The organism is Nocardia cerradoensis NBRC 101014 (genome assembly GCF_000308535.1).
Classification (GTDB): Bacteria; Actinomycetota; Actinomycetes; order Mycobacteriales; family Mycobacteriaceae; genus Nocardia; species Nocardia cerradoensis.
Map to the genome: position 1 here is coordinate 1 of NZ_BAFW01000057.1, position 25,958 is coordinate 25,958.

Genomic DNA, 25,958 nt, shown 5'->3' on the forward strand with positions numbered 1-25,958 from the left:
GAATTCCATGGCGTCGATGGCCGAGAGGGTCATGCGGTGGCCGCCGGCCTCGCCGACGAGGGTGAACGAGACGGCGGCGTGGTTGCCGACGATCCGGGCGGCGTGCAGCTCGGTCTTGCGCTCCATGGACTCCAGCGCCTGGTAGAGCTGGCCGATGGCCTCGTGCCCGTGGCGCGGGTCGCTGCCGATCGGATCCTCGACGACGGCGTCGGGTGCGTAGAGTGACAGGATTTCCGAGGTCGGGCCGGTGGCCACCAACTGCACGTAGCGTTCGGCCGTTTCGCGGATCTGCTGCGCTGCCATGTGAACTCCCAAGGAATTGAAACGTGTTCTAGTTGGCAGAGTAGCAGGGGCGCGCGGATCCGGTCGCGGGTTCGCGGGTCAGGTGCCGGTGGCCGCCGCGGGCGTGGTCTCGAGCCGGTCGGCCCCGCTGTAGATGTTCATGGTGTCGCCGCGCAGGAAGCCGGCCAGGGTGAGCCCGTTGTCGGCGGCCAGATCGACGGCCAGCGAACTGGGCGCCGAGACCGCGCCGAGCACCGGAATCCCCGCCATGACGGCCTTCTGGACGAGCTCGAAGGAGGCCCGGCCACTGACGATCAGCAGGGTGTCGTGCGCCGGTACGCGGCCTTCGCGCAGCGCCCAGCCGATCACCTTGTCCACCGCGTTGTGCCGGCCGATGTCCTCGCGCACGACGAGCGCGGTGCCGTCGGGGGTGAACAGCCCGGCCGCGTGTAGTCCGCCGGTGGCATCGAATACCGTTTGGCGCGAACGCAATTCATCGGGAAGGGCGGCCAGCACCGTCGGATCGACGCGCGGCGAGCCGGTCGGCAGCCGGAAGCGGCTGCGAGTGCGCACCTGATCGAGCGCGGTGGTGCCGCACAACCCGCACGAGCTGTTGGTCACGAATCCGCGGGGCTGAACCGGAACGGCACGGCGCAGCTGGATATCGAGCACGTTGTAGGTGTTGCGCCCTTCGTCGTCGGTGCCCGCGCAGTACCTCGCCGACACGATGTCGTCCGCCGACTCGATGATGTTCTCGCTGAACAGGAATCCGTGCAGCAGGTCGATGTCGTTGCCGGGGGTGCGCATGGTGACGGTCAGCGCCGTCCCGTCGACCCGCAGTTCCAGCGGCTCCTCCACGGCGAGCGTATCGGGCCGGGAGACGATGCCCGCGGGCGTGATGCGCCGGGTGGGTCTGCGCGCGGTTACTCTGCTCACCAGCTTCCTCGCAGTTCTGGTCGGTGCCGCCGCACGGCGGGCGGTCAGGCGGTGGTGTGGCGGTGCGGTTCCAGCCGGATCACGACCGCCTTGGAGACCGGGGTGTTGGAGCGCTCGGCGACGTGGTCGAGCGGGACCAGGGGGTTGGTTTCGGGGTAGTAGGCCGCGGCGTTGCCGCGTGGCGTCGCGTAGCCGACGATCCGGAAACCGGCGACCCGGCGCTCGACGCCGTCGCTGAATTCGGAGATCAGATCGACGAGATCACCGTCGGCGACACCGAATTCGGCGATATCGTCCGGATGCACCAGCACGACGCGGCGGGCGTTGTGAATGCCTCGATAACGGTCGTCGAGGCCGTAGATCGTCGTGTTGTACTGGTCGTGGCTGCGCAGCGTCTGCAACAACAGCCGCCCCTGCGGGATCCGCGGCCAGTGCAGGTCGTTGACCGCGAAGTTGGCCTTCCCGGAGGCGGTGCGGAATTCGCGGTTGTCGCGGGGCGGATGCGGTAGCTGGAAACCGTTGCGACCGCGCACCTTCCGATTGTAGTCGGCGCAGCCGGGCACCACCCGGGCGATGGCGTCGCGAATATGGTCGTAGTCGCGGCGGAACCGCTCCCACGGCACGGGATGGCCGGGGCCGAACAGCGCGAGTGCCAGCTCGCAGACGATCGCGACCTCACTGCGCAGATCGTCGCTCACCGGCTGCAGCCGTCCGGTGGACAGATGCACCATCGACATCGAATCCTCCACCGACACCTGCTGTTTCGTCCCGTCCTGCAGATCGAGGTCGGTGCGGCCGAGGGTGGGCAGGATCAGTGCGGTCCGGCCGTGCACGACGTGGCTGCGGTTGAGTTTGGTCGAAATCTGCACGGTCAGCTCGCAGGCGCGCAGAGCGGCCTCGGTGACCTCGGTATCCGGGGTCGCCGAGACGAAGTTGCCACCCATGCCGACGAACACCCTGGCGCGTCCGTCGCGCATGGCGCGAATGGAATCGACCGTGTCCCATCCGTGTTCGCGCGGTGCGGTGATGCCGAATTCGGAATCCAGCGCGTCGAGGAAACTGTCGGGCATCTTCTCCCAGATGCCCATGGTCCGGTCGCCCTGCACATTGGAATGTCCGCGTACCGGACATACGCCCGCACCCGGTTTGCCGATCATGCCGCGCAGCAACAGCAGATTCGTCGCCTCCTCGATGGTGGCGACGCCGTGGCGCTGCTGCGTCAGGCCCATGGCCCAGCAGATGATGGTGGACTTCGATCGGGCCAGCAGCTCGGCGGTGCGGTCGAGTTGTTCGCGGGTCAGGCCCGTCGCCTCGACGACCTCGTCGAGATCCACTGCGCGCATATGCTTTTCGTATTCGGCGAAGCCGGCGGTGTGCGCGTCGACGAAGATCCGGTCCACCACGGTGCCGGGGGCGCGATCCTCCGCGTCGAACAGCAGTTTCGCCAGGCCCTGGAACAGGGCCATATCGCCGCCGAGGCGAATCTGCAGGAAGTCGTCGGCGATGGTGACGCCGGTGGTGAGACCCTTCACCGTCTGCGGATCCCGGAAGCCGATCAGTCCGGTCTCCGGCAGCGGATTCACCGCGATCACCGTGGCGCCGTGCGCTTTCGCGGTGCTCAGCGCCGAGAGCATGCGCGGATGGTTGGTGCCGGGGTTCTGCCCGGCCACGATGATCAGATCGGCCGCGGCGAAATCGTCGATCGACACCGACCCCTTGCCGATACCGATCGACCGGGTGAGCGCCGCACCGGAGGATTCGTGGCACATATTCGAACAGTCGGGCAGATTGTTCGTGCCGAAGCTGCGCACCAGCAGCTGATAGAGAAAGGCCGTCTCGTTGGCGGTGCGCCCGGAGGTGTAGAACACGGCCTCATCCGGAGAAGGCAGCGCGCGCAGCGTGTCCGCGATCAGCCGGTAGGCCTGCTCCCAGGCGATGGGGGAGTAGTGGGTGTCGCCGGGCCGCAACACCATCGGATGGGTCAGGCGTCCCTGCTGCCCCAGCCAGTATCCGGTCTTGCCGGCGAGGTCGTCCACCGAGTGGGTGGCGAAGAATTCCGGCGTGACCGTGCGCAGCGTCGCCTCCTCGGCGACGGCCTTGGCACCGTTCTCACAGAATTCGGCCGGGCGGCGGTGGCCGGTGGGTTCGGGCCACGCGCAGCCGGGGCAGTCGAAACCGTGGCGCTGATTGACCCGGGTGAGGGTGCGGGCCGTGCGAACGACGCCCATCTCCTCGACGGCCCGGTCGAGCGCGACCGCGACGGCCGTGACGCCGGCGGCCTGCTCCTTCGGCGGGGTAACCGCCAGCTGGGCTTCATCGATATCGCGAGTCGGCGGTGTGCGGTGCATAGCCCCATCGTCCTCCTGTGCGCGCGGGCGCCGTCGACGGCCCGCCGATCGCGCGACATCGAGGCCGCGAACCGGGCCGCGCCGCCGAGCCTACGGGGTATCGTGCCGGCAGACCGTGCGGCGCCGTCGGGGATGTTCGCGCACGACAGACGGTCTCGGTTCGCGCTGCGGCGCCTACGACGAGGACGGCATCATGCACGAGACGACGATCAGCGGGCCGCCCCGGCAGCGGGTGCGCCGTCGGGCCGGCACGGTGGTGGCGGGCGGCATCCTCGGCACCGCCGCGGTGTTCGCGCTCGCGATCCCGCAGCCGGCGAATGCCGCGGTGACCAGGCTCGGCGCCACTCCCGACATGAATTTCGGTATCGCCACCAATTACGGCGACGGATGTAGTTACACCCTGCAGGCGAATGTCACCGATCCGGTCGCGCCGGTCACCTTCTACGACAACGGCGCTCCGATCGGCGTGGCGCCGCCCGGCGGAGCGTATGCGCTCATCACCTGGGTTCCGGCGGTCCCGGGTCGGCACACGCTCAGTGCGGTGCAAGCCGGTCAGCCCGCGCAGATGCCCGCGGCGACGCTCGATCTTCGGGTCGGCACCGGCATCCCGATCGGGTATGCCTGCCTGGTCGTCGGCGGTTAGGGCGCGCCTGGTAGTCCGGCGTCGGCGGCGAGGACGGCCAGTGCCGACTGCAGGGCGGTGCGCTGGGCAGCCGTCAGGGAGCCGGTGAATTCGCGGTCGAGCCGACGCGCCCGCTCCTCGGTCGCGGCGAGCAGTTCGCGCCCGTGATCGGTGAGGGTGAGGATCTGGCGCCGGCGATCGTCCGGATCCCGGTCGCGCCGGACCGCTCCCAGTCGTTCGAGATGATCGGCCAATGCCACGACCAGGCTGGGAGCGACGCCCAGCCGGGCCGCCAGATCCTGCTGGGAGGCGGCGACACCGTGATCGAGTGCGACCAGCACGCCGACGTGTTTCGGCTTGAGATCCAACTCCTCGATCGCCACGGCGAAACGATCGGTCACGATCGCGCCCAGGGTGCCGAGGCGGAAGGCGATCGTCGCGGGAACCGCGGTCTTGACGTGCGTCACGCCCCCGAGTATATCTTTTCCTGAACGATTCAGGTCGTGAATGATTCTCGATTGGAATGATTATGCTGATGCTGTCCGTGGTCGCCAATTCGGTGGTGGCCGTGATCTCCGGTGTGTCGTGCCTGATCGGCCTGGCGCGACCGCGTCTGGCCCTGGCGGAGGGGGAAGACCTCACCTCAGCGGCGACGTTCTTTCTCGGCGCCTACGCCGCGCGCGCCCTGCCGCTGAGTGTGGTGACCGTGGTCGTCCTGGTCGCGGGGAACGAGACGGCCGCGCTACCGGTGCTGGTAGTCGCGGGACTGGCTCAGATCGGCGATGCGATCGTCGGTGTGCGCCAACGGAATACGCCGATGGCGATCACCTGCGTCGGGCTGGCGGCGGTGCACCTGGGCACGGCGGCATGGCTGTTCGCGCGGTGAGCGGCCATGCCGCCGGCGATCTCAGCCCACCCTGCTCGGAAGCTCGGGCCGTTCGAACGATACTGTGCCACTTCCCGTTTCGGCCGCGCCGAGTTCGCCGCCGTCGGTTCCGGCGCCGTGGCCTTCCGGTCGCAAGCCGAACAGGGCGGCCAGTACCGTCGCCGCACACGCCGCGGCGCCGACCCAGAAGGCGATGGTGAACTGACTCTCCTGCGGCAGCGGCAGATGGGGCAGCAGTTTCGCGGTCAGCAGAGTGGTGATGATGGCGCTGGCCAGCGAGCTGCCGACGGTGCGGGAGATCGAATTGATGCCGTTGGCGATTCCGCTCTGGTGATGGGGGACGCTCGCCGCGATCAACGCCGGCATCGCCGCGTAGGCGAAGCTGATCGCGACGCCGATCACCACGCTCGCCGCGATCACCGAGCCGGTCGCATCGTGGGCCAGTGCCAGCCCGCCGAATCCGGCCGCGCCGATCGCTCCCGACAGTGCCAGCACGCGACGCCCGCCCAGCCGTCCGACCAGAATTCCGCCCGCGGGGGCGGCGAGCATCGACGACAGCGTCGCGGGCAGCAGGTACTCGACCGAGGCGCGCAGAATCGAGGCGCCGAATCCGTAACCGGCCACCCGCGAAGGCATCTGGGCCAGATACGACACGCCCATGAACTGCATGAACATCGCGAATCCGATGAACATCCCGGAGAGATTGGTGAACAGCACCGGTCGGTGGGTGAACATCGGCAGATCGACCAGCGGAGTGCGCACCCGCCGTTCGGTCACCACCCAGGCCACCGCCGTCGCGACCGCGCCGGCGAAGCAGGCGATCGTGGTCGCGGAGGTCCAACCCCATTCGTGCCCTTGGGAAATCGGCAGTAGCAGCAGAACCAGGAAGCCGCCGAGGGTGAGTGCGCCGGGCAGATCGACGCTGCCCGGATGCCGCTTACCCGTGGCCGGCACCGCCACCGCGGCCGCGGCCAGCGCCACCACCGACAGCACCGCGGTGAACCAGAACACGATGTGATAGTCCGGGTCGGTCCCCTTGGTCAGCAGACCGGTCGACACCAGGCCGAGGCCGCCACCGAAGCCGAGTGTGCCGCTGACGATCGCCATCGCGTGATGCAGCCGGCGCGCCGGAACCTCCTCGCGCAGCACGGCCAGGGCCAGCGGGAAGATCGCGGTCGCCACCCCCTGCAGCACCCGGCCGGCCAGCAGCACGCCCAGCGAATTCGCCAGTGCCGAGACGACGGATCCGGCCGTGGCCACGGCGAGCACGCCCAGCAGAGTCGGCTTCTTGCCGTAGAGGTCGCCGATGCGGCCCAGCAGCGGTGTGAACACCGCGGCCGACAGCAGCGTCGCGGTGGTGACCCAGCTGACCGATGTGGTCGAGACCTGCAGCTTCGTCGCGATCAGGCCCAGAATCGGCACGGCCTGGGTCTGCATGACCGTGACGATCATCGCCGCGAAGGCCAATACGCCGGTCAGCAGCGAACCTCTGCGCTCCACAGCCACCTCCAGAAAATTGAAGACCTATATGTTTGAAGACCTCAAGTATTTAAGGAGTCGACGATAGCCGTTGTCAATCGTTTCGGTAGCATCGGAGTTATGTCACCGGACACAGCGCAGAGCCCGCTGGCATTGCTGATCGCGCGATTCGTCTCGGCCTATCTGCAGGATTTCCTGACCGCCGCCGAGGGGCACGGGCTCACGCTGACCCAGGCCAAACTGCTGCTGGCGCTCAACGAGCCGCCCGCCGAACTGCCCATGCGGGTGCTGGCCGACCGGATGGCGTGCGATCCGTCGAATCTGACCGGCGTCGCCGACCGGATGGAAACCCGAGGCCTGGTCCGGCGCACGGTGAATCCCGCCGACCGGCGCGTCAAATATCTCGTGTCCACCGACGCCGGCCGTGAACTGGCCGCGCAGATCCGCGGCTCCCAGGTGCGCGCGTACAAGGCGCTGGCCGAATTGGCGCCGGAGGACGAAGAGGTGCTGCGGGAGCTACTGGAACGCCTGGTCCCGAAACTGGAGAACGCGGACTAGCGCCGCGGCGGCGCTGCCTGTCAGGAGGCGAATCGTCCGCTGCGCACAGCGCTTTCGCGATGTTGCGGTGGGAAGCCCGGGCCCAGTCGCGCCGAGACGTCGGCGTGTCGCAAAGGTTCTCCGCACTGGGCGCACACCACTTCGGCGTGGGTGTCGTGACCGCAGGTGTGGTGGTGGACGACCACCGGCGGTCCGGCCTCCGGGGCGAGCCAGCGGTCACCCCAGCGCATCATGGCCGTGAGCACCGGGAAGAAGTCGCGGCCCTTGTCGGTCAGCCGGTACTCGTAGCGGACCGGGCGATCCTGGTAGGGAACCTTCTCCAGCATCTGCTCCTCCACCAGCCGGGTGAGGCGCTGGGTGAGGACGTTGCGGCTCAGGCCCAGAGTGCGTTCGAAATCGTCGAAACGCGTTGTGCCGTAGAACGCTTCGCGTAGCACCAGCGGCGTCCACCAGTCGCCGATCAGATCGACCGTGCGGGCGACCGAACAGGGCCAGGTGGCGAAGGCGGTGCGCTTCATGTCCCCACCGTATCGATCCGGGCGGGGACGTACTTGTGCCACGGGGTGCCGACCCATTCGTCACGCTCGTCGAAGGCGGTCAGCTCGTTGGGCGCCGCCCCGCTGGTGAGGACCTCGCCCTCCTCGACGACGGACAGGCCCAGGCCGTTGGGTAGCGACAGATGTCCGCTGCGCATGCGATCGGTCGGTTCGACGGTCACGTGCGCACTGCCGGTGCGGGTGGTGAGCCGCACCTGATCGCCGGAGGTCAGGCCCAGCCGGAGAGCATCGGTGGTGCTGATGCGCAGCGCGCCGCCGGGATCGCGTTTGCGCCAGGCCGGATCGCGCATGATGGTGTTGGCGGTGAAGGCGCGCCGTTCCCCGGCGGCCAGGACGAACGGCCAGTTCCGGTCCTCGTCCGGTTCCGGGAGTGCGGCCAGCGCCGACAGCAGTTCCGGGACGGCGAGGCGGACGATGCCGCCGCGCACCCGGTTCCAGGTCTCGCCGACCTCGTCGTCGGTGATGACCACGCCGTGCTCGCCGGTCAGGATCGCCTCGAACAGCCGCTCCCCGGCGGCGAGGCCGGTGCCGTAGCCGGCTCGCTCGACGCCGGACGGGTTCTTCCGGGCGCAGGTGTACGCGGCGCCCCACAGCACCGCGGCGGCAGCGGCGCCGTCGGGCAGCGTCGCGCCGAGAGTGCGGTAGAGCAGGATCGGAGCCAGCTTCGCCTTCGCCGGATCGGCGAGGACGGCGAGAAATGCCATCGCGAAGGCCTCGCGGCCCTGATCGAGTGCCGCTCGCAGCGGCCGGTAATCGTCCTCGGTCAGGACGCCGGCCGCCTCGACCAGCCGAGCATGAATCTCGGGTTCGGCGAGGACACCCGCCGGAGCCGGGAGCACCGGATGCCGCAGATGGAAGATGTTGCGGGGGAATTCGAAGTTGAAGAAGGTCGCCTCGTACTTCTCGAACTGGGTCGGCGCGGGCAGCACGTAGTCGGCCGCGCGGGCGGTTTCGGTCATCGCCACGTCGATGACGACCACCAGCTCGAGCGCCGCCAGCGCGGCGCGCATCCGGGCCGAATCCGCCAGTGAATGCACAGGATTGGCGCTCTCGACGATCATCGCCCGATAGCGGGCGGGATGGTCGGTCAGGATCTCCTCGGTGATCACATTGCACGGCACCAGCCCGCTGATGATGCGGGCGCCCACGACCGGGCTGCGCGGACCGGAATCGGCGGGATGGCCGCGATCGTGCCCTATGGCCGCCATTCCGGAGAAGGCGTACTGCGTCCCGGGTTTGCCGAGGTTTCCGGTGAGCAGCCAGAGCAGTTTCTCCACATAGCTGACCAGGGTCGAGTGGCGGTTCATCTGTACGCCGAGGTCCTCGAGCGCGGCCACCGAATCCGCCGCGGCCAGGCGGTGCGTCGCCGCGGTGACCAGGTCGATCTCGACATCGGCCAGGGCGCAGTACTTGTCGATCGGCACCGTGCGCAGCACGGCGGCCACCTCGTCGAAACCTTCGGTGCGCGCCGCCAGCCAGTCGTGGTCGACCAGGTCGTCGCGGACCAGGATCGCCGCCATCGCGGCCAGCAGATAGACATCGGTCCCGGGGCGCAATTGCAGATGGAAGTCCGCCAGCTCGGCGGTTTCGGTGCGGACGGGGTCGAGCACGATGATCGAGCGCCGCGGATCGCGCGCGATCTCCTTCAACACCGAGCGGGCGCGCGGGAAACCGTGGGATTGATACGGGTTCTTGCCGATGAACAACGCCACCTCGGCATGTTCGACATCCGAGCGGACCGGATGACCGGTCATCCGCGCGCCGACCCAGAAATCACCGGTCTTCTCCTGAGCCAGCGCGCTGGATCGATAACGCATGCCGTAGGCCGCCATGGTGGCCGGAGCGTAGGCGCCGCCGAGATGATTGCCCTGACCGCCGCCACCGTAGTAGAAGATCGACTCGCCGCCGTATTCGTCGCCGATCTCGCGCATGCGCGCGGAAATCTCCGAAATGGCGGTATCCCAATCTATTTCGGTGAACGAGCCGTCGGCGTTGCGGCGCAGCGGCGCGGTCAGGCGACCGGTGCGCCCGTTCTGGTAGCGATCCAGCTGCAGGGCCTTGTTGCAGGTGTAGCCCGCCGAGGAGGGATGCAGCTTGTCGCCGCGAATCTTGTCGAAGCTGCGGCCGTCGGCGCCCAGCAGCACCTGGATGCCGCAGTTGCACTCGCACAGGATGCATGCCGTCGGATGCCATTCGGTCATAGAGGCAGCGTAGAAGAGTTAGTTCACAAACGCTACCCACAAATCGGGTCGCTGGTCGCCGCGTCGTGCCAGGCTTGGACACGGGCCGATGAGTTTGTCCGTTCGGCGCCGTCGTACCGGTGAGAGAACGCAATCCCATCCAGAGGAGCGAGCATGTCCTACACCTTCGAACCCGGAGACCCGTGCTGGATCGAACTGTTCACCGCCGACACCGATCGCGCCGTCGATTTCTACGGCGAGTTGTTCGGCTGGACCGCCGAAAGCGATGAGCAGTACGGCGGTTACATCACCTTCCGCAAGGACGGCAACGCCGTCGCCGGCGGGATGCGCAACGACGGCTCGGACGGCGCACCCGATCAGTGGACCGTGTACTTGACCAGCGTCGACGTCCACGCCACCGCCGCCTCCGCCGCCGACCACGGCGGCCGGGTCGTCGTGGAACCGATGGCCGTCGGCGAGCTGGGCAGTATGGCCGTCCTCGCCGATCCGTCCGGTGCGGGAGTCGGTGCCTGGCAGCCCGGCGTCCATCACGGTTTCGGTTCCTTCGGCATCGCCGGCGGCGGAAACTGGAGCGGGCACGTCGGGTACCCGTCGTGGTTCGAACTGCACACGCCGGCCTATGCCGACGCGCTGAAGTTCTACCGCGAGGTGTTCGGCTGGCGTGATCCCTTCACCGTCGGCGATTCCCCCGAGTTCCGGTACACGACAATCCATTCCGCGACGCCGATGCTCGGTGGCGTGATGGACTCGGCGGCGTATCTGCCCGCGGGATCTCCCGGGGGGTGGCGCGTCTACATCGGCGCCGAGGACGTCGATGCGACGGTGAAGCAGGTGGTGAGCCTGGGGGGTTCGGTCGAATCCGAGCCCGAGAACACGCCGTACGGGCGGTTGGCCGCGCTGCGCGATCCGAGCGGTGTCGCGTTCAGCGTGGGTGGTAACGCGTCCTGACATGTCATTACCCGGCCGGTAATCGCGCCGGGGGGATGGTCGTCGCTACCGTCGAGGTTGTCCCGAGCGGTCGGGAACCGGAACGAAATGTGGGAGCGATGATGTCGGACGAACGGGCGCTGGTGATCGGCGGCGGTGGAGTGGCGGGAATCGCCTGGGCGAACGGCGTGATCGCCGGGTTGGCCGATGCGGGCATCGATCTCACCGCCGCCGATCTGTACCTCGGCACGTCGGCGGGCGCCAATGTGGCGGCACAGCTGACCAGCGGGCTGACGCCGGAGGAGCTGTTCCGCCGCCAGATCGACCCCGCGGTGCAGAGCGCCGAGATCGTGCCGGAGGGCAACCCGCTCGAAGGAGTGTGGGAGACGATCAACCAGATCATCACCGAGAGCGGCGGCGATATGGCCGTGGCGCGGCGGCGACTCGGCAACCTCGCCCTCGCGACCGAGACGGTGCCGGAATGCGACCGGCGCGCGGTGATCGAATCGCGGTTGCCGGTGCACGAATGGCCTGGGCAGCGGCTGCTGATCACCGCCGTCGACGCCGGCACCGGTGAACCGCGCGTCTTCGATCGCGACTCCGGAGTGGCGCTGGTCGACGCGGTGACCGCCAGTTCGGCGGTGCCGCTGGTCTGGCCGCCGCACACCGTCGACGGCGTGCGCTATACCGACGGCGGCGTGCGGACCAGTGTCAATGCCGATCTGGCGGCCGGATTCGAGCGGGTGCTGATCATCGCGCCGCTGCCCGATCCTGCGCTGGAAGGTGAGGTCGCGGGCCTGATCGACGGGGGTGCGCGAGTGGAAACCATCGCCCCCGACGAGGCCGCGATCGCCGCCTTCGGGGCGAATCCGCTCGACACCGCCTCCCGCGTGCCCTCGGCGAATGCCGGTCGGGTGCAGGGCAAGTCGGCGGCGGCGCGGATCGCCGAGCTGTGGGGCTAGGAGTCGTTCCGGGGTCGTGACCTTGCCGCGCCGACGTCGCGAACCGACCGCGCGGTGAGCGGCACGGCGCCCTGTGGGGCGGTGGCCGCGCATCTGCGTTCAGGCGCGACTGGCTGCGAGGACTTCCCGCGCGGCCGGCAGGGCGGTGGTGCGGTCGCTGTCGACCAGGCCGATCCGGGTGCGGCGGTCCAGCAGGTCGTCTTCGTCGAGGGCGCCTTCATGGCTTGCGGCATAGGCGAATTCGGCACGCAGCACGTCGATACCGGGTGCGACCGGTTCGGCGAGGCGCGGATCGCGCTGCGCCGCGGCGAGCACCTGGGTGGCCTGATCTCCGTAACGCTCGACCAGCACCGGCGGCGCCGCGATCCGGTCGCGCGCGTGCCCGGAAACCGCTCCCACCAACGGGATTCGCTTGGTTCGGCAGGGTGTTGCGGTCAGACCGGCGGCGGCCACGGCGGCATCGACCGCGTCCTCGGCCATCTGCCGGTAGGTGGTCAGCTTGCCGCCGACGACGGTGATCGGGCCGCCGGGGGAGTGCAGGACCGCGTGTTCGCGGGAGATGTCGGCGGTGGAATCGTCGGCGGTGCGCAGCAGTGGCCGCAGACCGGCGAACGATCCGCGGATATCACTGCGCCGCAACGGTTCCCGGAGCACGGTGTTCACCGTGTCGAGCAGGAAATCGATCTCGGCGTCGGTGGGCTTCGGTTCGTCCGGAACCGGGCCGGGTGCGTCCTCGTCGGTCAGTCCCAGGTACACGCGGCCGTGCGCGGCCGGGAAGGCGAAGACGAAGCGGCTGGTACTGCCCGGAATCGGCACGGTCAGCGAGGCGGTGAGACCGCCGAAGGCCGCGGCGTCGAAGACCAGATGGGTGCCGCGGCTGGGCCGCAACTCGATACTCGGATCGACCCGGTCCGCCCACACGCCGGCCGCGTTGATCACCGAACGTGCTCGTACGGACAGGGTTTCACCGGTCAGCACATCGTGCAGCACCGCGGAGTCGCCGCTCACCTGCTCGGCGCGGACGCGGGTGAGCACGGTCGCGCCGTGCGCCGCGGCGGTGCGCGCGATCGTCACCACCAGCCGCGCGTCGTCGACGAGCTGACCGTCCCAGGCCGTCATCCCGCCGCGCAGCCCGGCGCGGCGCAGTGTCGGCGCCAGTCGCAACGCTTCGGCCGCGGCGACCCGGCGCGATCGCGGCAACACCTCCGGTGAGGTTCCGGCGCTGCGCCGCAGCACATCTCCGGCCAGGAAACCCGCGCGGACCAGCAGTCGCCGCGGCCGGGAACCGCCGGAGAACGCCGGGACGAGCTGGGGAATCGAGCGAGTCAGATGCGGTGCGGTGGTGGTGAGCAGGATGTCGCGTTCGACCGCGCTCTCGTGGGCGATACCGACCCCGCCGGAGGCCAGATACCGCAATCCGCCGTGGACGAGTTTCGAACTCCACCGGCTGGTGCCGAAGGCCAGATCGTGCGCCTCCACCAGAACGGTCCGCAATCCGCGCGCCGCCGCGTCCAATGCCACGCCCGCGCCGGTGACACCGCCGCCGACGACCAGGACGTCGATGCGGTCCGCATCGCCGAGTTCCCGCAGCTCACGGCTGCGGCGGGCGGCGTTGAGTGCCGAATCTGCTGCGGTATCGCCGCGCCCGCGGCCCGCGGTCGATGTGCTCTCGTCGAGCATGCGCTGTCTCGCTCTCTGTTTTCGGGACTAGTCGGTGTCGGGGCGCAGGTAGCGGTCGACGACGCGGGCCAGCTCGACATCGAGTCCGGCATCGTCGAGCAGATGGCTGACCGTGCCGGCCGACTGCACGGTGGACTGACCGATCAGCAGCAGCATGGTGGCCAGGTGATCGGGATCGCCGGCGCGGATGGAACCGTCGCGCTGTCCCTCGCGGACGGCGCTGGAGAACACCTGGATCAATTGCCGCTGATTGCGGCCGAGCCGGCCGAACACATAGGTCAGCATCAGATCGGTGTCGATGCGGAAGATCTTGGCGAACAACGGGTTCGAGCGGAGCTCGGCCGCACCCGAGACGATGCCCTCCACCAGGCGCGCCCGCGCCGGTCCCTCGGTGGGGATACTCGTCGCCACGATCTCGCTCAGCTCCCGGACCAGCAGTTCGGCGATCAACGACCGGGTATCGGGCCAGCGCCGGTACACCGTGGGGCGACTGACGCCGGCGCGCCGGGCGACTTCGCTCAGCGTGGTCCGGCGCACGCCGAATTCCTCGACACAGGCGCGTCCCGCCGCCAGGATCGCCAGGTCGATAACCGACGGCTCGCCGTCGGGGCCGGGGGATTCGTTCGGATCCATCAACAACTCACCATCGGTCCGTGTTCGTTACTGCGATTCATGTTCGTTACTGCTTGACAGTCTATGTCAGACTGTAACGCATGGTCGATACGCGACAGGACACATCCGCAGCAGAATCGGAAAACTTGACACCGGGCGAGTCGTCCGATCGTCCGAGTATGGTGTGGGACGCCTGGGGTATCGCCTCGGCCCACGCGCCGCTCTCGGACCGGATCCGGACCCTGGTGGCGCAGGTGTTCGGAGTGTCCGGGGAACCGGTGGCTCGTCGTGATGAGGGCGATGTGCCGCTGCGGGAATCCGGCTTGACGGCCGCGCGTCGCGCGGGGCTGTCGGCGGTGGTCGGCGCGGATCAGGTGTCGGCCGACCACCGCGACCGGCTGCTGCACGCGGGCGGCAAGAGTACGCCCGACCTGCTGCGCCGCCGCGCCGAAGCGCCGCAGGACGCGCCCGACGCCGTCGTCTTCCCGGCCGATCACGACCAGGTCCTGGCTGTGCTCACCTACTGCACCGAACAGTCGATCGCGGTCGTGCCCTTCGGTGGCGGCACCAGTGTGGTGGGCGGAGTGGATCCCGCGCGCGGTCGCTTCGACACCGTGATCGCCCTGGATCTGCGGCGGCTCGACGGACTGTCCGACGTCGACCCGGTGAGCGGTACCGCGACCCTGGGCGCGGGACTGACCGGGCCGCAGGCGGAGAAACTACTTGCCGCCCATGGACTTTCGCTGGGGCATTTCCCGCAGAGTTTCGAATACGCCAGCATCGGTGGCTTCGCGGCCACCCGGTCCTCGGGCCAGGCCTCGGCCGGCTACGGCCGCTTCGACGACATGATCATGCGCCTGAAGGTCGCAACCCCCACGGGCACAGTCGATCTCGGCCGCGCCCCCGCCTCGGCCGCCGGACCGGATCTGCGCGAGCTGTTCGCCGGATCCGAGGGCACGCTCGGCGTCATCACCGAGGTAACGCTGCGGGTGCATCCGATTCCGGAGACCACCGCATATCAGGCCTGGTCGTTCCCGGACTTCGCCACCGGCGCCGCCGCACTGCGCACCGTGGTGCAGAACGGTGCGGCGCCGACCGTGCTGCGGTTGTCCGACGAAGCCGAAACGGGGCTCAACCTGGCCCGTTCCGGCGATATCGGCGGCGCACCGGTCAGCGGCTGCCTGGCGGTCACGACGTTCGAGGGCACCGAAGCCCATGTGGCCGCGCGCAGCGCCGAGGCATCGGCCCTGCTCGCCGCCGCGGGCGGCACCGCACTCGGTGAACAACCGGCGCGGGAATGGGAGCACGGCCGGTTCGCCGCGCCGTATCTGCGTGATGCGCTGCTGGATATCGGCGTCCTGTGCGAAACGCTCGAGACGGCGACCAGCTGGTCGAACGTCGAACGGCTCAAGGCGGCGGTCACCACCGCGCTCACCGAATCGCTCGGCGCGCAGGGCACTCCCGCGCTGGTGATGTGCCATATCTCGCATACCTACCCGACCGGCGCCTCGCTGTACTTCACCGTCGTCGCCAAGCAGGCCGACGATGCGGCGGCGCAGTGGGCGCGGGCCAAACGCGCCGTCGGCGACGCCATCGCCGGACACGGGGGGACCATCACCCATCACCATGCCGTCGGCGCCGACCACCGGCCGTGGATGACCGCCGAGATCGGCGATCTGGGCGCGCGCATCCTGCGTGCGGTCAAGGATGCCGTCGACCCGGCGGGAATCCTCAACCCGGGCAAGCTGATTCCGTGACCGCCATCCGATCGGTCGCGCTGGTGACCAACCCGCACTCCGGCCACGGCCGGGGACTCGCCGCCGCCGCCGCGGCCGCCGCCCGCTTCGCCGAGCGCGGCGTGCGGGTACGCGAGATCCGCGGCGCCGACGCCGCGGAAACCGTTCGCCTGGTCCGGGATTCGGTGCGCGGGCCGGAGCGTCCCGACGCGGTCGTCTGCGCGGGCGGTGACGGACTGGTCTGCGTCACGCTGCAGGCCATCGCCTCGACCGGAGTCCCGCTGGGGCTGCTGCCCGGCGGGACCGGTAACGACCTGGCCCGGGAGCTGGGGGTGCCCGACGACGATCCGCGGGCCGCGGCCGATATCGTGCTCGGCGGTTGCGTGCGCACCGTCGACCTCGGCGCGATCGAGTCCACGCCCGATCCCGAGCACGCCCAGGGCTGGGCGGCCGGAATCGAACCCGCCGTCGCCCATCGGCCCATGCGATTCGCCACCGTCGCCGGCACCGGCTTCGACGCGCGAGTGACCTTGCGCGCCAACCGTATGCGCCGGCCGAAGGGCTCGCTGCGCTACTCCTTCGCCGCGGTCCCGGAACTGCTCGGTCAGCTCGGCGTGCCCTACCGCATCGAATTGTCCGGCGAGCCGGGCCGGGCCGGTGAGCGCGTCGTCGAGACCGAGGCCGTGATGGTGGCGGTCGGCAACACCCGGACCTACGGCGGCGGCATGCTCATCTGCCCCGACGCGATCGTCGACGACGGCCTGCTCGACCTGACCGTGGTCGGCGCGATGTCGCGGCTGGAGATGGTCCGCCTGCTTCCGGCCCTGGCCGCGGGCAAGCGCATCGACCATCCCGCGGTCGGGCACTACCGGGCCCGCACCATCACCCTCACCGCCGCGGTACCGGCGACCGCCGACGGCGACCCGGCGGGACTGCTCCCGGCGACCTTCCGCGCCGAACCCGCAGCGCTGGCGATCCTCGTGCCGTGACCCCGCCGTCCACCGGCGGGGCGCGGCCTCGGCATCCCGGTGGCGAATCTGCGAGCATGCTGAGTGGCAAACCCGCACCTGCACAACGGATTCGGGCAAAAGCTGAGAATTGCATATGGATTGGTGTATTGCGCCGATCCGGGCGGTAGTCTCGAACACGTGGGCGGGGTTTTCGGTGTCCCTCATCCGCCGAAACCCCCGCTCTACATCTTTCTCCGGCCGGCCCGCCTCATTCGCTGCGCGGCGCGACTCGGTTCACCTGTCCGGCGCCCGGGTGGCGGGGTCTCAGGGGTGTGACGGGGCCGCGTCGAGTCCTCCTGCTCAACTCCGTAGAATCGCACGGTGACCAGCGCAGCCCCTGATAACTCGCGAAATCGTGCCGACGCCCTCCCCAAGAGCTGGAACCCCAGCGATGTAGAGGCCGACCTGTACGAGCGCTGGGTAGCGGCCGGTTACTTCACCGCCGACCCGGCCAGCGACAAGCCGCCCTATTCGATCGTGCTGCCGCCGCCGAACGTCACCGGCAACCTGCACATGGGCCACGCCTTCGACCACACCCTGATGGACCTGCTCACCCGCCGCAAGCGGATGCAGGGCTACGAGGTGCTGTGGCTGCCCGGTATGGACCACGCCGGCATCGCCACCCAGACCGTGGTCGAGAAGCAGCTCGCCGTCGACGGCAAGACCAAGGAAGACTTCGGCCGCGAACTGTTCGTCGACAAGGTCTGGGACTGGAAGCGTGAATCCGGCGGCGCCATCCAGGGCCAGATGCGCCGCCTCGGCGACGGCGTCGACTGGAGCCGCGACCGCTTCACCATGGACGAGGGTCTGTCCCGCGCGGTGCAGACCATCTTCAAACGCCTCTACGACGCCGGGCTGATCTACCGCGCCGAGCGCCTGGTGAACTGGTCGCCCTCGCTCGAGACCGCCATCTCCGACGTCGAGGTGAAATACGAGGACGTCGAGGGTGAGCTCGTCTCGCTGCGCTACGGCTCGCTGAACGACGACGAACCGCATGTCATCGTGGCGACCACCCGCGTGGAGACCATGCTCGGCGATACCGCGGTGGCCGTGCACCCCGAGGACGAGCGATACAAGGCGCTGATCGGCACCACCGTCCACCACCCGATCACCGGCCGCCAGATCCCGATCGTCGCCGACGACTACGTCGACCCCGAATTCGGTTCCGGCGCAGTGAAGATCACCCCCGCGCACGACCCGAACGACTTCGAGATCGGCCTGCGGCACAACCTGCCGATGCCGACCATCATGGACAAGACCGGCAAGATCGCCGACACCGGAACCGAATTCGACGGCATGGACCGGTTCGAGGCGCGCGTCAAGATCCGCGAGCGGCTGGCCGACGAGGGGCGCATCGTCGCCGAGAAGCGCCCGTACGTGCACAGCGTCGGCCACTCCGAACGCTCCGGCGAACCCATCGAACCGCGGCTGTCGATGCAGTGGTGGGTGAAGGTCGAATCGCTGGCCAAGGCCGCCGGTGACGCCGTGCGCAACGGCGCGGTGACGATCTACCCGGCCAGCCAGGAACCGCGCTGGTTCGAATGGGTCGACAACATGCACGACTGGTGCATCTCGCGCCAGCTGTGGTGGGGCCACCGCATCCCGATCTGGTACGGCCCCGAGGGCGAGATCGCGTGCGTCGGCCCCGACGAGCAGGCGCCCGAGGGATGGGTGCAGGACCCCGACGTCCTCGACACCTGGTTCTCCTCCGGCCTGTGGCCCTTCTCCACCATGGGCTGGCCGGACGCCACCCCGGAACTGTCGAAGTTCTACCCCACCAGCGTGCTGGTGACCGGCTACGACATCCTGTTCTTCTGGGTCGCCCGGATGATGATGTTCGGCATGTTCGTCTCCGACGACCCGGTCATCGCCGCCGGTAAGGACTCCGGGCGGCAGCAGGTTCCGTTCGACGACGTCTTCCTGCACGGCCTCATCCGCGACGAATTCGGCCGCAAATACTCGAAGTCCAAGGGCATCGGCGTCGACCCGCTGCTGTGGATCGACGAATACGGTGCCGACGCAACACGTTTCACCCTCGCGCGGGGCGCGCAGCCGGGTAGCGACCTGTCGGTCGGGCCGCCGCACGTGCAGGCGTCGCGCAACTTCATCACGAAGCTGTTCAACGCCAGCAAGTTCGCGCTCATGAACGGTGCCGCGCCGGGCGACCTGCCCGAACGCGCCGGCCTCACCGACACCGACCGCTGGATCCTCGACCGGCTCGACGAGGTGCGCGCCGAGGTGGACGGCGCCTTCGACCGCTACGAGTTCGGCAAGGCCTGTGAGGCGCTGTACCACTTCGCCTGGGACGAACTGTGCGACTGGTACCTCGAATTGGCGAAGGTGCAGTTCGCCGAATCGGAGGAACGGGCCGCGAGCACGCGCATCGTCCTCGGCAACGTGCTGGATTCGGTGCTGCGCCTGCTGCACCCGGCCATCCCGTTCGTCACCGAAACGCTGTGGCAGGCCCTCACCGAGGCCGGTGCGGACGACTCCCTGGTGATCGCCGCATGGCCGCAGCCCTCGGGGGTCGCCACCGATACCGTTGCGGCACAGCGCATCGCGGATCTGCAGAAGCTTGTCACCGAGATCCGCCGATTCCGCAGCGATCAGGGTCTGACCGACAAGCAGAAGGTCGCCGCGAAGCTGATCGGCATCGATACCGCCGACCTCACCGGGCTGCACGCGGAGATCGCCAGCCTGGCGCGGCTCACCGAACCGGATGCCGATTTCTCCGCGACCGCCGCGGTCGAGGTGCGCCTGTCCGGCGCCACCGTCACCGTGGAACTGGACACCTCCGGCACGGTCGACCTCGACGCCGAACGCCGCCGGCTGGAGAAGGACCTCGCGGCCGCGCAGAAGGACCTCGCCGCCACCACCGCCAAACTCGGCAACGAGGCCTTCCTCGCCAAGGCGCCCGACGAGGTGGTCGCCAAGATCCGCACCCGCCGCGAGGTCGCCGAATCCGAGGTGACCCGGATCGGGGCGCGGCTGGCGCAGATCGCGGAGTCGGTGGCGAACAAGTGAGCGGCGGCGAAGGTTTCGACGACGAACCGCTCGCCGGCGGTGCGGACCGGCTGCGCACCGGTCCCTCACCGGTCGACCTCGCCGAAATGGCGCTGGTCGAGGCCGAACTCGACCAGCGCTGGGGCGAGACCAAGATCGAGCCGTCGCTGACCCGGATCGCGACCCTGATGGATCTGCTCGGCTCGCCGCAGCAGAGCTATCCCGCCATCCACATCGCCGGTACCAACGGCAAGACCTCGGTCACCCGCATGGTCGACGCGCTGCTCACCGCGCTGCACCGGCGCACCGGCCGGTTCACCAGCCCGCATCTGCAACTGGCGACCGAACGCATCGCCGTCGACAACGCGCCGATCACGCCGGCCCGCTATGTCGAGATCTACCAGGAACTGCTGCCGTACGTCGAGATGATCGACGCGCGCTCGACCGACGGCACCCTCGGCGACGGACCGGGACCCCGGATGAGCAAATTCGAGGTCCTGGTCGCGATGGCGTACGCCGCGTTCGCCGAGGCGCCGGTCGATGTCGCGGTCGTCGAGACCGGGATGGGCGGCACCTGGGACGCGACCAACGTCATCGACGGGCAGGTCGCGGTGATCACGCCGATCGGCCTGGACCACACCGACTATCTGGGTCCGGATCTGACGTCGATCGCCGGAGAGAAGGCCGGGATCATCAAGAAGTCGCCGCAGGATCTGCTGATCCCGCGCGATACCGTCGCCATCATCGCCGAACAGGAACCCGAGGCGATGGAGGTGCTGCTACGGCGCGCGGTGGAGGCCGATGCCGCGGTCGCCCGCGCCGGGTCCGAGTTCCGGGTCCTGACGCGACGCGTCGCGATCGGCGGTCAGGTACTGGAGATCCAGGGGCTCGGCGGGGTCTACGACGAGATCTTCCTGCCGCTGCACGGCGAACACCAGGCGCACAACGCGGCGCTGGCGCTCGCCGCGGTCGAGGCGTTCTTCGGCGCCGGCGCGCAGAAACAGCTCGACATCGATGCGGTGCGCGCCGGATTCGCGGCGGCGGCCAGCCCCGGCCGGATGGAACGGATGCGCAGCGCGCCCACCATCTTCATCGACGCCGCGCACAATCCCGCCGGTGCGCGGGCCCTGGCCGCGACCCTCACCGAGGAATTCGACTTCCGCAAGCTGGTGGGTGTGGTCGCGGTGCTCTCCGACAAGGATGCGGCCGGCATTCTCGCCGCACTGGAGCCGGTGTTCGACGAGATCGTCGTCACCACCAACGGCTCACCGCGGGCGCTCGGCGTCGACGAACTCGCCGACCTGGCCGTCCAGCGCTTCGGCGACGAGCGAGTCGTCACCGCGAACACCCTCGCCGATGCGGTCGAAACCGCCATCGCCATCGCCGAGGAGGCGGGAGACGCCGGCGAACCGGTATCCGGCGCGGGCATCGTGGTCACCGGCTCGGTGGTCACCGCGGGTGCGGCGCGCTCGCTGTTCGGGAAGGACCCCGCGTGAAGCAGCGGGCCGGGGGCGGTGGGAAGCTGGGTGTCGAGGGCATCGGCGGGCCGGCGCGGAGGAGGCAACGTGGGTAGCAACGTGGGTAGCGATGACGATGTGCGCGGCGAGGCCGGCGCACCGAAGCCGGGTGTACCCGCGCCCGCGACCGATCCGTGGAAGGGTTTTCGCGGCGTGATGGCCGGCGCGCTGGTCCTCGAGGCCATCACCGTGCTGCTGGCGCTGCCGGTGGTCGGGGCCGTCGGCGGCGGACTCAGCTGGTGGTCGGTGACCTACCTGGTCGGCCTGGCCGTCCTGATGTTCGTCGGCTCCGGAATGCAGCGCCGCCCCTGGGCCGTGCCGTTCAACCTCGGCCTGCAGGTGCTGGTGCTGGCCGGTGGGTTCATCCATCTGTCGATCGGCATCATCGGCGTCGTGTTCGCGGCGGTGTGGGCTTTCATTCTGGTGCTGCGCTCCGACGTCAAACGCCGCATGGACCAGGGCCTGCTGCCCAGCCAGCGGATGCAGGGCTCCTCCTGACGGCTCGGTTCGGAATACGGTGGCAGCGCCGGTTAGAGTGTCGCCGTGACTGAGCAGACGTTGGTACTCATCAAGCCGGACGGCGTGGCCCGAGGCCTGGTTGGTGAGATCATCACCCGCATCGAACGCAAAGGCCTGAAGATCGCGGCCCTCAAGCTCGAGCAGGTTTCCGAGGAACGTGCCGCCGCCCACTACGCCGAACACGCCGACAAGCCGTTCTACGGCTCGCTGATCGAATTCATCACCTCCGGCCCGGTCGTCGCGGCCATCCTCGAGGGCCCGCGCGCCATCGCCGCCTTCCGCCAGCTCGCCGGCGGCACCGACCCCGTCGAGAAGGCCGTCCCCGGCAGCATCCGCGGCGACTACGCCCTGGAAACCCAGTTCAACCTCGTACACGGCTCCGATTCCCCCGAATCCGCGAAGCGCGAGATCGCACTCTGGTTCTAGCTCTGTCTTTCGGCCTCCGATCCGCACCGGCGGGTTCGCGGCCTCTGGGCTCGCCGTTCGGGCACCCGACGGCGAGCCGGCCGCGAACGGTCGCTCGGAGGACTCGCTCCGGGCCGGGTGAGCCGGTTTGCTCACGGGTCGCGGCGACACTCCAGCCGGTGATCGACGTCGGTCGGGAAAGACCTACTCAGGTGTAGGAAAGAGCCGCCGGTCGGGCCACGGAAATGGGGCGGGCACGCTCCGATGACGTACCAGTGGGTCGCTGTGTGGGATACTGGAAGCGGATGTGATCGACGCCCGCCTATCGGGGCAGGTGGCGAACGCAACCGAATGGCACCGCGGCTCGACGCCGATCATCGCTGCCCCGGACGGTTCCAAGACTCGGCTGTTCGGCGGCACGCTGGATGAGCGCTCGAGCTCAGGTGTGAAAGCCAACAGCCAGGCGCCGCGTGACCAGTTAGCCCGAACGACGTACGACAGGTGATAACCGGGCACGCGGGGCGAGACCATCAGACCTTGCGCCACAGGCGTGAGGCGAACGGACAGCGCCCCCGCGTCGGCCGCGTCACTCTCGTACGAGTGGGACGCGCCCGGGGGCCCGAGGAGATTTCGTGGCCGATCAAGAGCCGCAAGGAACGTCGCAGAGCAATGGTGATTCCACCTCTACCGAGGTGGCCGGGGTAGGGGAGGCAGCGCAGTTGCCCGAACGTATCCGGGTGCACGCGCTGGCGAAACTTCTGGGTACCACCAGCAAACGCATCCTTGCCCATCTGACCGAACTGGGCGCCGAAGCTCGCAGCGCCCAATCCAGCCTGGACCGGACCGTCGCCGAATCCGTGCGCGACGCGCTCGTTCCCCCACAGGCCGGCACCGAGCAACCGGTGGCCGAGCCCACGACCGGACAGGCCGAGACGCCTGCTCCGGCGCCCGCCGAGAGTGCGTCTCCGGCGACCCCCTCCACCGCCGCGGCCGATACCGCGCAGACCGCCACCGCGCCGGAGACGGCCGGCGAGCCCGAGCCGAGCGAGTCCGGCGCCTCCACCGCGGTCACCGAAACCGAGGTCGCCGCCACCGCGCAGGCCGCGGACGTCGAGTCCCCCGGCACCGCGAACCCGGCAGTGACCGCGGAATCGAAACCGGAAGCGCCGGTAGCGGCGGAGTCGCCCGCGGCATCCGCCGAGCCCGAATCGGCACCCCACACGTCGCTGTTCACCAGCCCTTTCCAGCAGCCTGCCGCACAGCGCGAGGAGCCGGTCGTCTTCGAGCCGGCGAGTATCGCGGCCGCGCCGCTGTTCCTGCCGCCGGATGCCGCGGCCGCCGAGGAGATGCGCCGCCGCCGGCGTGCCGAGCGCGAGGCCGAAGCCGCCGAGAAGGCCGCGGAAAAAGCTGCGGAGAAGGCCGCCGAAAAGGCTGTCGAGAAAGCCACCGAAAAGGCCGCCGAACCCGCTCCGGAGAAAGCCCCCGCGGAACCCGAGACCGTCGCGGCGGAGGCCGAGACCGAATCCGGCGACTGGGACGACGAGCAGTCGCGCGACGAGCAGGAGGACGGTGGTCGTTCGCGTCGCCGCCGCCGGGGTCGCCGCGGTCGCGGCCGGGGCCGGGGCGAACAGCACGCCGATCACGAGTCCGACGACGAATCCGACGACGAGGACACCGAGGCGCACGCCGACTCCGACGAATCTGCCGAGGACGCGGCCGCCGAGCAGACCGGTGAGGAGAGCGACGACGACTCGGGTTCGACGCCCGAAGGTTCCACCCGCCGTCGCCGTCGCCGCCGTCGCCGCAAGGCCGGTGAGGACAACGAATCCGAGCCCGCCGACGACGATCCGCCGAACACCGTCGTGCACGAGCGGGAACCGCGGAACAAGCGCCGCACGGTCGACGAGGTGCAGGGCATCAGCGGGTCGACCCGGCTGGAGGCCAAGCGGCAGCGCCGGCGCGACGGTCGCGAGGCCGGTCGCCGCCGCCCGCCGATCCTCACCGAATCGGAATTCCTGGCCCGTCGCGAGTCGGTCGACCGGGTCATGGTGGTCCGTGAGAAGTCGTTCCCGGCCGGCGAACATTCGCATGTCGGCGCGACCACCCAGGTGGCGGTGCTCGAGGACGACATCCTGGTCGAGCACTTCGTCACCAACACCGGCACCGCGTCCATGGTCGGCAACGTCTACCTGGGCAAGGTGCAGAACGTGCTGCCCAGCATGGAGGCGGCGTTCGTCGACATCGGCCGCGGCCGCAACGGCGTGCTCTACGCCGGTGAGGTGAACTGGGAGGCCGCCGGGCTCGGCGGCAAGGAACGCAAGATCGAGCAGGCCCTCAAACCCGGCGACACCGTTCTGGTGCAGGTCAGCAAGGATCCGGTGGGGCACAAGGGCGCCCGGCTGACCACGCAGATCAGCCTGGCCGGTCGCTTCCTGGTCTATGTCCCGGGCGGGACCTCGACCGGTATCAGCCGCAAACTGCCCGACACCGAGCGCAAGCGGCTCAAGGAGATCCTGCGCGATATCGTCCCGCAGGACGCCGGAGTGATCATCCGCACCGCGTCCGAGGGTGTGAGCGAGACCGAGCTGGCTCGCGACGTCGAGCGGCTGCAGGCCACCTGGAAGACCATCGAGAAGCAGGCCGAGAACGGGTCGGGCGCGCCGAAGACCCTGTACGAAGAGCCGGACCTGCTGGTGAAGGTCGTCCGGGATCTGTTCAACGAGGACTTCTCCAAGCTGGTCATCGAGGGTGACCGGGCGTGGACGACGGTCGAGAACTACGTCCGCACCGTCGCACCGGACATGCTGGCCCGGGTCGAGCGCTACGAGAACAACGGCGTGGACGTCTTCGGCAGCCTGCGCATCGACGAGCAGCTGGCGAAGGCCCTCGATCGCAAGGTGTGGCTGCCGTCCGGCGGCACCCTGGTCATCGATCGCACCGAGGCGATGACCGTGATCGACGTCAACACCGGCAAATTCACCGGATCCGGCGGCAGCAACCTGGAAGAGACGGTCACCCGCAACAATCTGGAGGCCGCCGAGGAGATCGTGCGCCAGATGCGGTTGCGCGATATCGGCGGCATGATCGTCGTCGACTTCATCGACATGGTGCTGGAATCCAACCGGGATCTGGTGCTGCGCCGCCTGACCGAGGCGCTCGGGCGCGATCGCACCCGCCATCAGGTGTCGGAGGTCACCTCGCTCGGCCTGGTCCAGATGACCCGCAAGAAGCTGGGCACCGGATTGGTCGAGGCGTTCTCCACCACCTGTGAGCACTGCCACGGCCGCGGCATCATCGTGCACAACTACCCGGTCGAGACCGCACCCGCCGAGGAGGGGGCCGGCCGCCGTGAAGGCCGTCGCCGCCGCAAGGACAAGGACCGCGACAAGGACACCAAGCAGGCGAGCACCGCCGCGCCGGACACCGCGGAGGCGCATCCCGAGGAGGATGCGGCCGCCAAGCGCGCTCATCCGGTCGCGCTCGCGATGGCCGCGCATCACGCCGACGACGAGGTGGCCGAGGCCGGTGCGCCGGTCGAGTCGAAGACCGAATCGCGGCCGCAGGCCAAGGATGCACGGGGTTCACGCCGGGGCCGCGGACGGGCCGCGGCGGCTGAGGTCGCCGAGTCCGTCGAAGCCGAGTCCGTCGAAGCGGATGCGGCCGAACCGGTGGTCGCCGAACGAGACGGCACCGAGCCGGTGGCGGCCGAAACGGCAGT

Annotated in this window: 22 protein-coding genes; 13 read left to right on the forward strand and 9 right to left on the reverse strand. The window is 69.3% G+C overall.

Annotated features, from left to right (window positions below; all coding sequences use genetic code 11):
• From ON23_RS06980 to ON23_RS06990, 3 genes are all read right to left on the reverse strand, one after another.
• Positions 1 to 303, reverse strand: a 303-nt coding sequence (locus ON23_RS06980) for a nuclear transport factor 2 family protein (RefSeq protein ID WP_039777029.1), incomplete at its 3' end; no start/stop codon positions are given.
• Positions 304 to 381: 78 nt separating this feature from the next.
• Positions 382 to 1,218, reverse strand: a complete 837-nt coding sequence (fdhD, locus tag ON23_RS06985; protein ID WP_039777030.1) for a formate dehydrogenase accessory sulfurtransferase FdhD — start codon at positions 1,216 to 1,218, stop codon at positions 382 to 384.
• Positions 1,219 to 1,262: 44 nt separating this feature from the next.
• A complete protein-coding gene (locus tag ON23_RS06990; protein ID WP_039777031.1) occupies positions 1,263 to 3,566 on the reverse strand; it encodes an FdhF/YdeP family oxidoreductase in 2,304 nt (767 codons plus the stop codon).
• A 193-nt stretch (positions 3,567 to 3,759) separates the two neighbouring features.
• Here ON23_RS06990 and ON23_RS06995 point away from each other — a divergent pair, with 193 nt between their 5' ends.
• Positions 3,760 to 4,209, forward strand: coding sequence for a hypothetical protein (locus ON23_RS06995; protein WP_143859874.1), 450 nt, complete (start codon positions 3,760 to 3,762; stop codon positions 4,207 to 4,209).
• Here the strand turns inward: ON23_RS06995 and ON23_RS07000 are convergent.
• Complete coding sequence (locus ON23_RS07000; protein WP_039777033.1) at positions 4,206 to 4,655, reverse strand: MarR family winged helix-turn-helix transcriptional regulator; 450 nt, start codon at positions 4,653 to 4,655, stop codon at positions 4,206 to 4,208. The genes ON23_RS06995 and ON23_RS07000 overlap by 4 nt on opposite strands.
• A 68-nt stretch (positions 4,656 to 4,723) precedes the next feature.
• Here ON23_RS07000 and ON23_RS07005 point away from each other — a divergent pair, with 68 nt between their 5' ends.
• Positions 4,724 to 5,074, forward strand: a complete 351-nt coding sequence (locus tag ON23_RS07005) for a hypothetical protein (RefSeq protein WP_157170181.1) — start codon at positions 4,724 to 4,726, stop codon at positions 5,072 to 5,074.
• A 21-nt stretch (positions 5,075 to 5,095) separates the two neighbouring features.
• On the opposite strand, the gene ON23_RS07010 is transcribed toward ON23_RS07005, so the two are convergent.
• Positions 5,096 to 6,574, reverse strand: a complete 1,479-nt coding sequence (locus tag ON23_RS07010) for an MFS transporter (RefSeq protein ID WP_245555916.1) — start codon at positions 6,572 to 6,574, stop codon at positions 5,096 to 5,098.
• Positions 6,575 to 6,673: 99 nt separating this feature from the next.
• Between ON23_RS07010 and ON23_RS07015 the strand changes: the two genes are divergently transcribed.
• Entirely contained in the window at positions 6,674 to 7,111 is a 438-nt protein-coding gene (locus ON23_RS07015) for a MarR family winged helix-turn-helix transcriptional regulator (RefSeq protein WP_036499443.1), read from the forward strand.
• A gap of 20 nt (positions 7,112 to 7,131) precedes the next feature.
• Here the strand turns inward: ON23_RS07015 and ON23_RS07020 are convergent, their stop codons facing one another.
• On the reverse strand, positions 7,132 to 7,629 hold the full coding sequence (locus ON23_RS07020) for a winged helix-turn-helix transcriptional regulator (RefSeq protein ID WP_039777035.1): 498 nt from the start codon (positions 7,627 to 7,629) through the stop codon (positions 7,132 to 7,134).
• Positions 7,626 to 9,869, reverse strand: coding sequence for a molybdopterin-dependent oxidoreductase (locus tag ON23_RS07025; RefSeq protein WP_039777036.1), 2,244 nt, complete (start codon positions 9,867 to 9,869; stop codon positions 7,626 to 7,628). Before ON23_RS07025 ends, ON23_RS07020 begins: the two co-directional genes overlap by 4 nt.
• Before the next feature lie 153 nt (positions 9,870 to 10,022).
• Here ON23_RS07025 and ON23_RS07030 point away from each other — a divergent pair, with 153 nt between their 5' ends.
• Together ON23_RS07030 and ON23_RS07035 are read left to right on the forward strand one after the other, a co-directional pair.
• On the forward strand, positions 10,023 to 10,817 hold the full coding sequence (locus ON23_RS07030) for a VOC family protein (RefSeq protein WP_039777037.1): 795 nt from the start codon (positions 10,023 to 10,025) through the stop codon (positions 10,815 to 10,817).
• Between the two features lie 98 nt (positions 10,818 to 10,915).
• Entirely contained in the window at positions 10,916 to 11,758 is an 843-nt protein-coding gene (locus ON23_RS07035; RefSeq protein ID WP_244969920.1) for a patatin-like phospholipase family protein, read from the forward strand.
• Positions 11,759 to 11,857: 99 nt separating this feature from the next.
• Here ON23_RS07035 and ON23_RS07040 read toward each other — a convergent pair whose 3' ends face one another.
• Complete coding sequence (locus ON23_RS07040) at positions 11,858 to 13,438, reverse strand: glycerol-3-phosphate dehydrogenase/oxidase (RefSeq protein ID WP_051042160.1); 1,581 nt, start codon at positions 13,436 to 13,438, stop codon at positions 11,858 to 11,860.
• A 27-nt stretch (positions 13,439 to 13,465) separates the two neighbouring features.
• Entirely contained in the window at positions 13,466 to 14,071 is a 606-nt protein-coding gene (locus ON23_RS07045; protein ID WP_039777038.1) for a TetR/AcrR family transcriptional regulator, read from the reverse strand.
• Positions 14,072 to 14,229: 158 nt separating this feature from the next.
• On the opposite strand from ON23_RS07045, the gene ON23_RS07050 reads away from it, so the two are divergent.
• The 8 genes from ON23_RS07050 to ON23_RS07080 all read left to right on the forward strand — a co-directional run.
• Positions 14,230 to 15,807 (forward strand): FAD-binding oxidoreductase, encoded by a 1,578-nt coding sequence (locus tag ON23_RS07050; RefSeq protein ID WP_051042162.1) that lies wholly within the window; start codon positions 14,230 to 14,232, stop codon positions 15,805 to 15,807.
• Entirely contained in the window at positions 15,804 to 16,775 is a 972-nt protein-coding gene (locus tag ON23_RS07055) for a diacylglycerol kinase family protein (RefSeq protein WP_083903754.1), read from the forward strand. The genes ON23_RS07050 and ON23_RS07055 overlap by 4 nt, the downstream gene beginning before the upstream one ends.
• A gap of 342 nt (positions 16,776 to 17,117) precedes the next feature.
• Positions 17,118 to 19,820, forward strand: coding sequence for a valine--tRNA ligase (locus ON23_RS07060; protein WP_039777039.1), 2,703 nt, complete (start codon positions 17,118 to 17,120; stop codon positions 19,818 to 19,820).
• A gap of 50 nt (positions 19,821 to 19,870) precedes the next feature.
• Positions 19,871 to 21,295, forward strand: coding sequence for a bifunctional tetrahydrofolate synthase/dihydrofolate synthase (gene folC / locus ON23_RS07065; protein WP_039777046.1), 1,425 nt, complete (start codon positions 19,871 to 19,873; stop codon positions 21,293 to 21,295).
• 177 nt (positions 21,296 to 21,472) lie between these two features.
• A complete protein-coding gene (locus ON23_RS07070; RefSeq protein WP_083903755.1) occupies positions 21,473 to 21,814 on the forward strand; it encodes a DUF4233 domain-containing protein in 342 nt (113 codons plus the stop codon).
• A gap of 45 nt (positions 21,815 to 21,859) precedes the next feature.
• Complete coding sequence (gene ndk / locus ON23_RS07075; protein ID WP_039777040.1) at positions 21,860 to 22,261, forward strand: nucleoside-diphosphate kinase; 402 nt, start codon at positions 21,860 to 21,862, stop codon at positions 22,259 to 22,261.
• Between the two features lie 286 nt (positions 22,262 to 22,547).
• The gene (locus tag ON23_RS37770) at positions 22,548 to 22,745 is read left to right on the forward strand and encodes a hypothetical protein (RefSeq protein WP_143859875.1); all 198 of its coding nucleotides are present in this window, start codon (positions 22,548 to 22,550) and stop codon (positions 22,743 to 22,745) included.
• 127 nt (positions 22,746 to 22,872) lie between these two features.
• A partial coding sequence (locus ON23_RS07080; protein WP_083903756.1) for a translation initiation factor IF-2 N-terminal domain-containing protein occupies positions 22,873 to 25,958 on the forward strand: 3,086 nt, incomplete at its 3' end.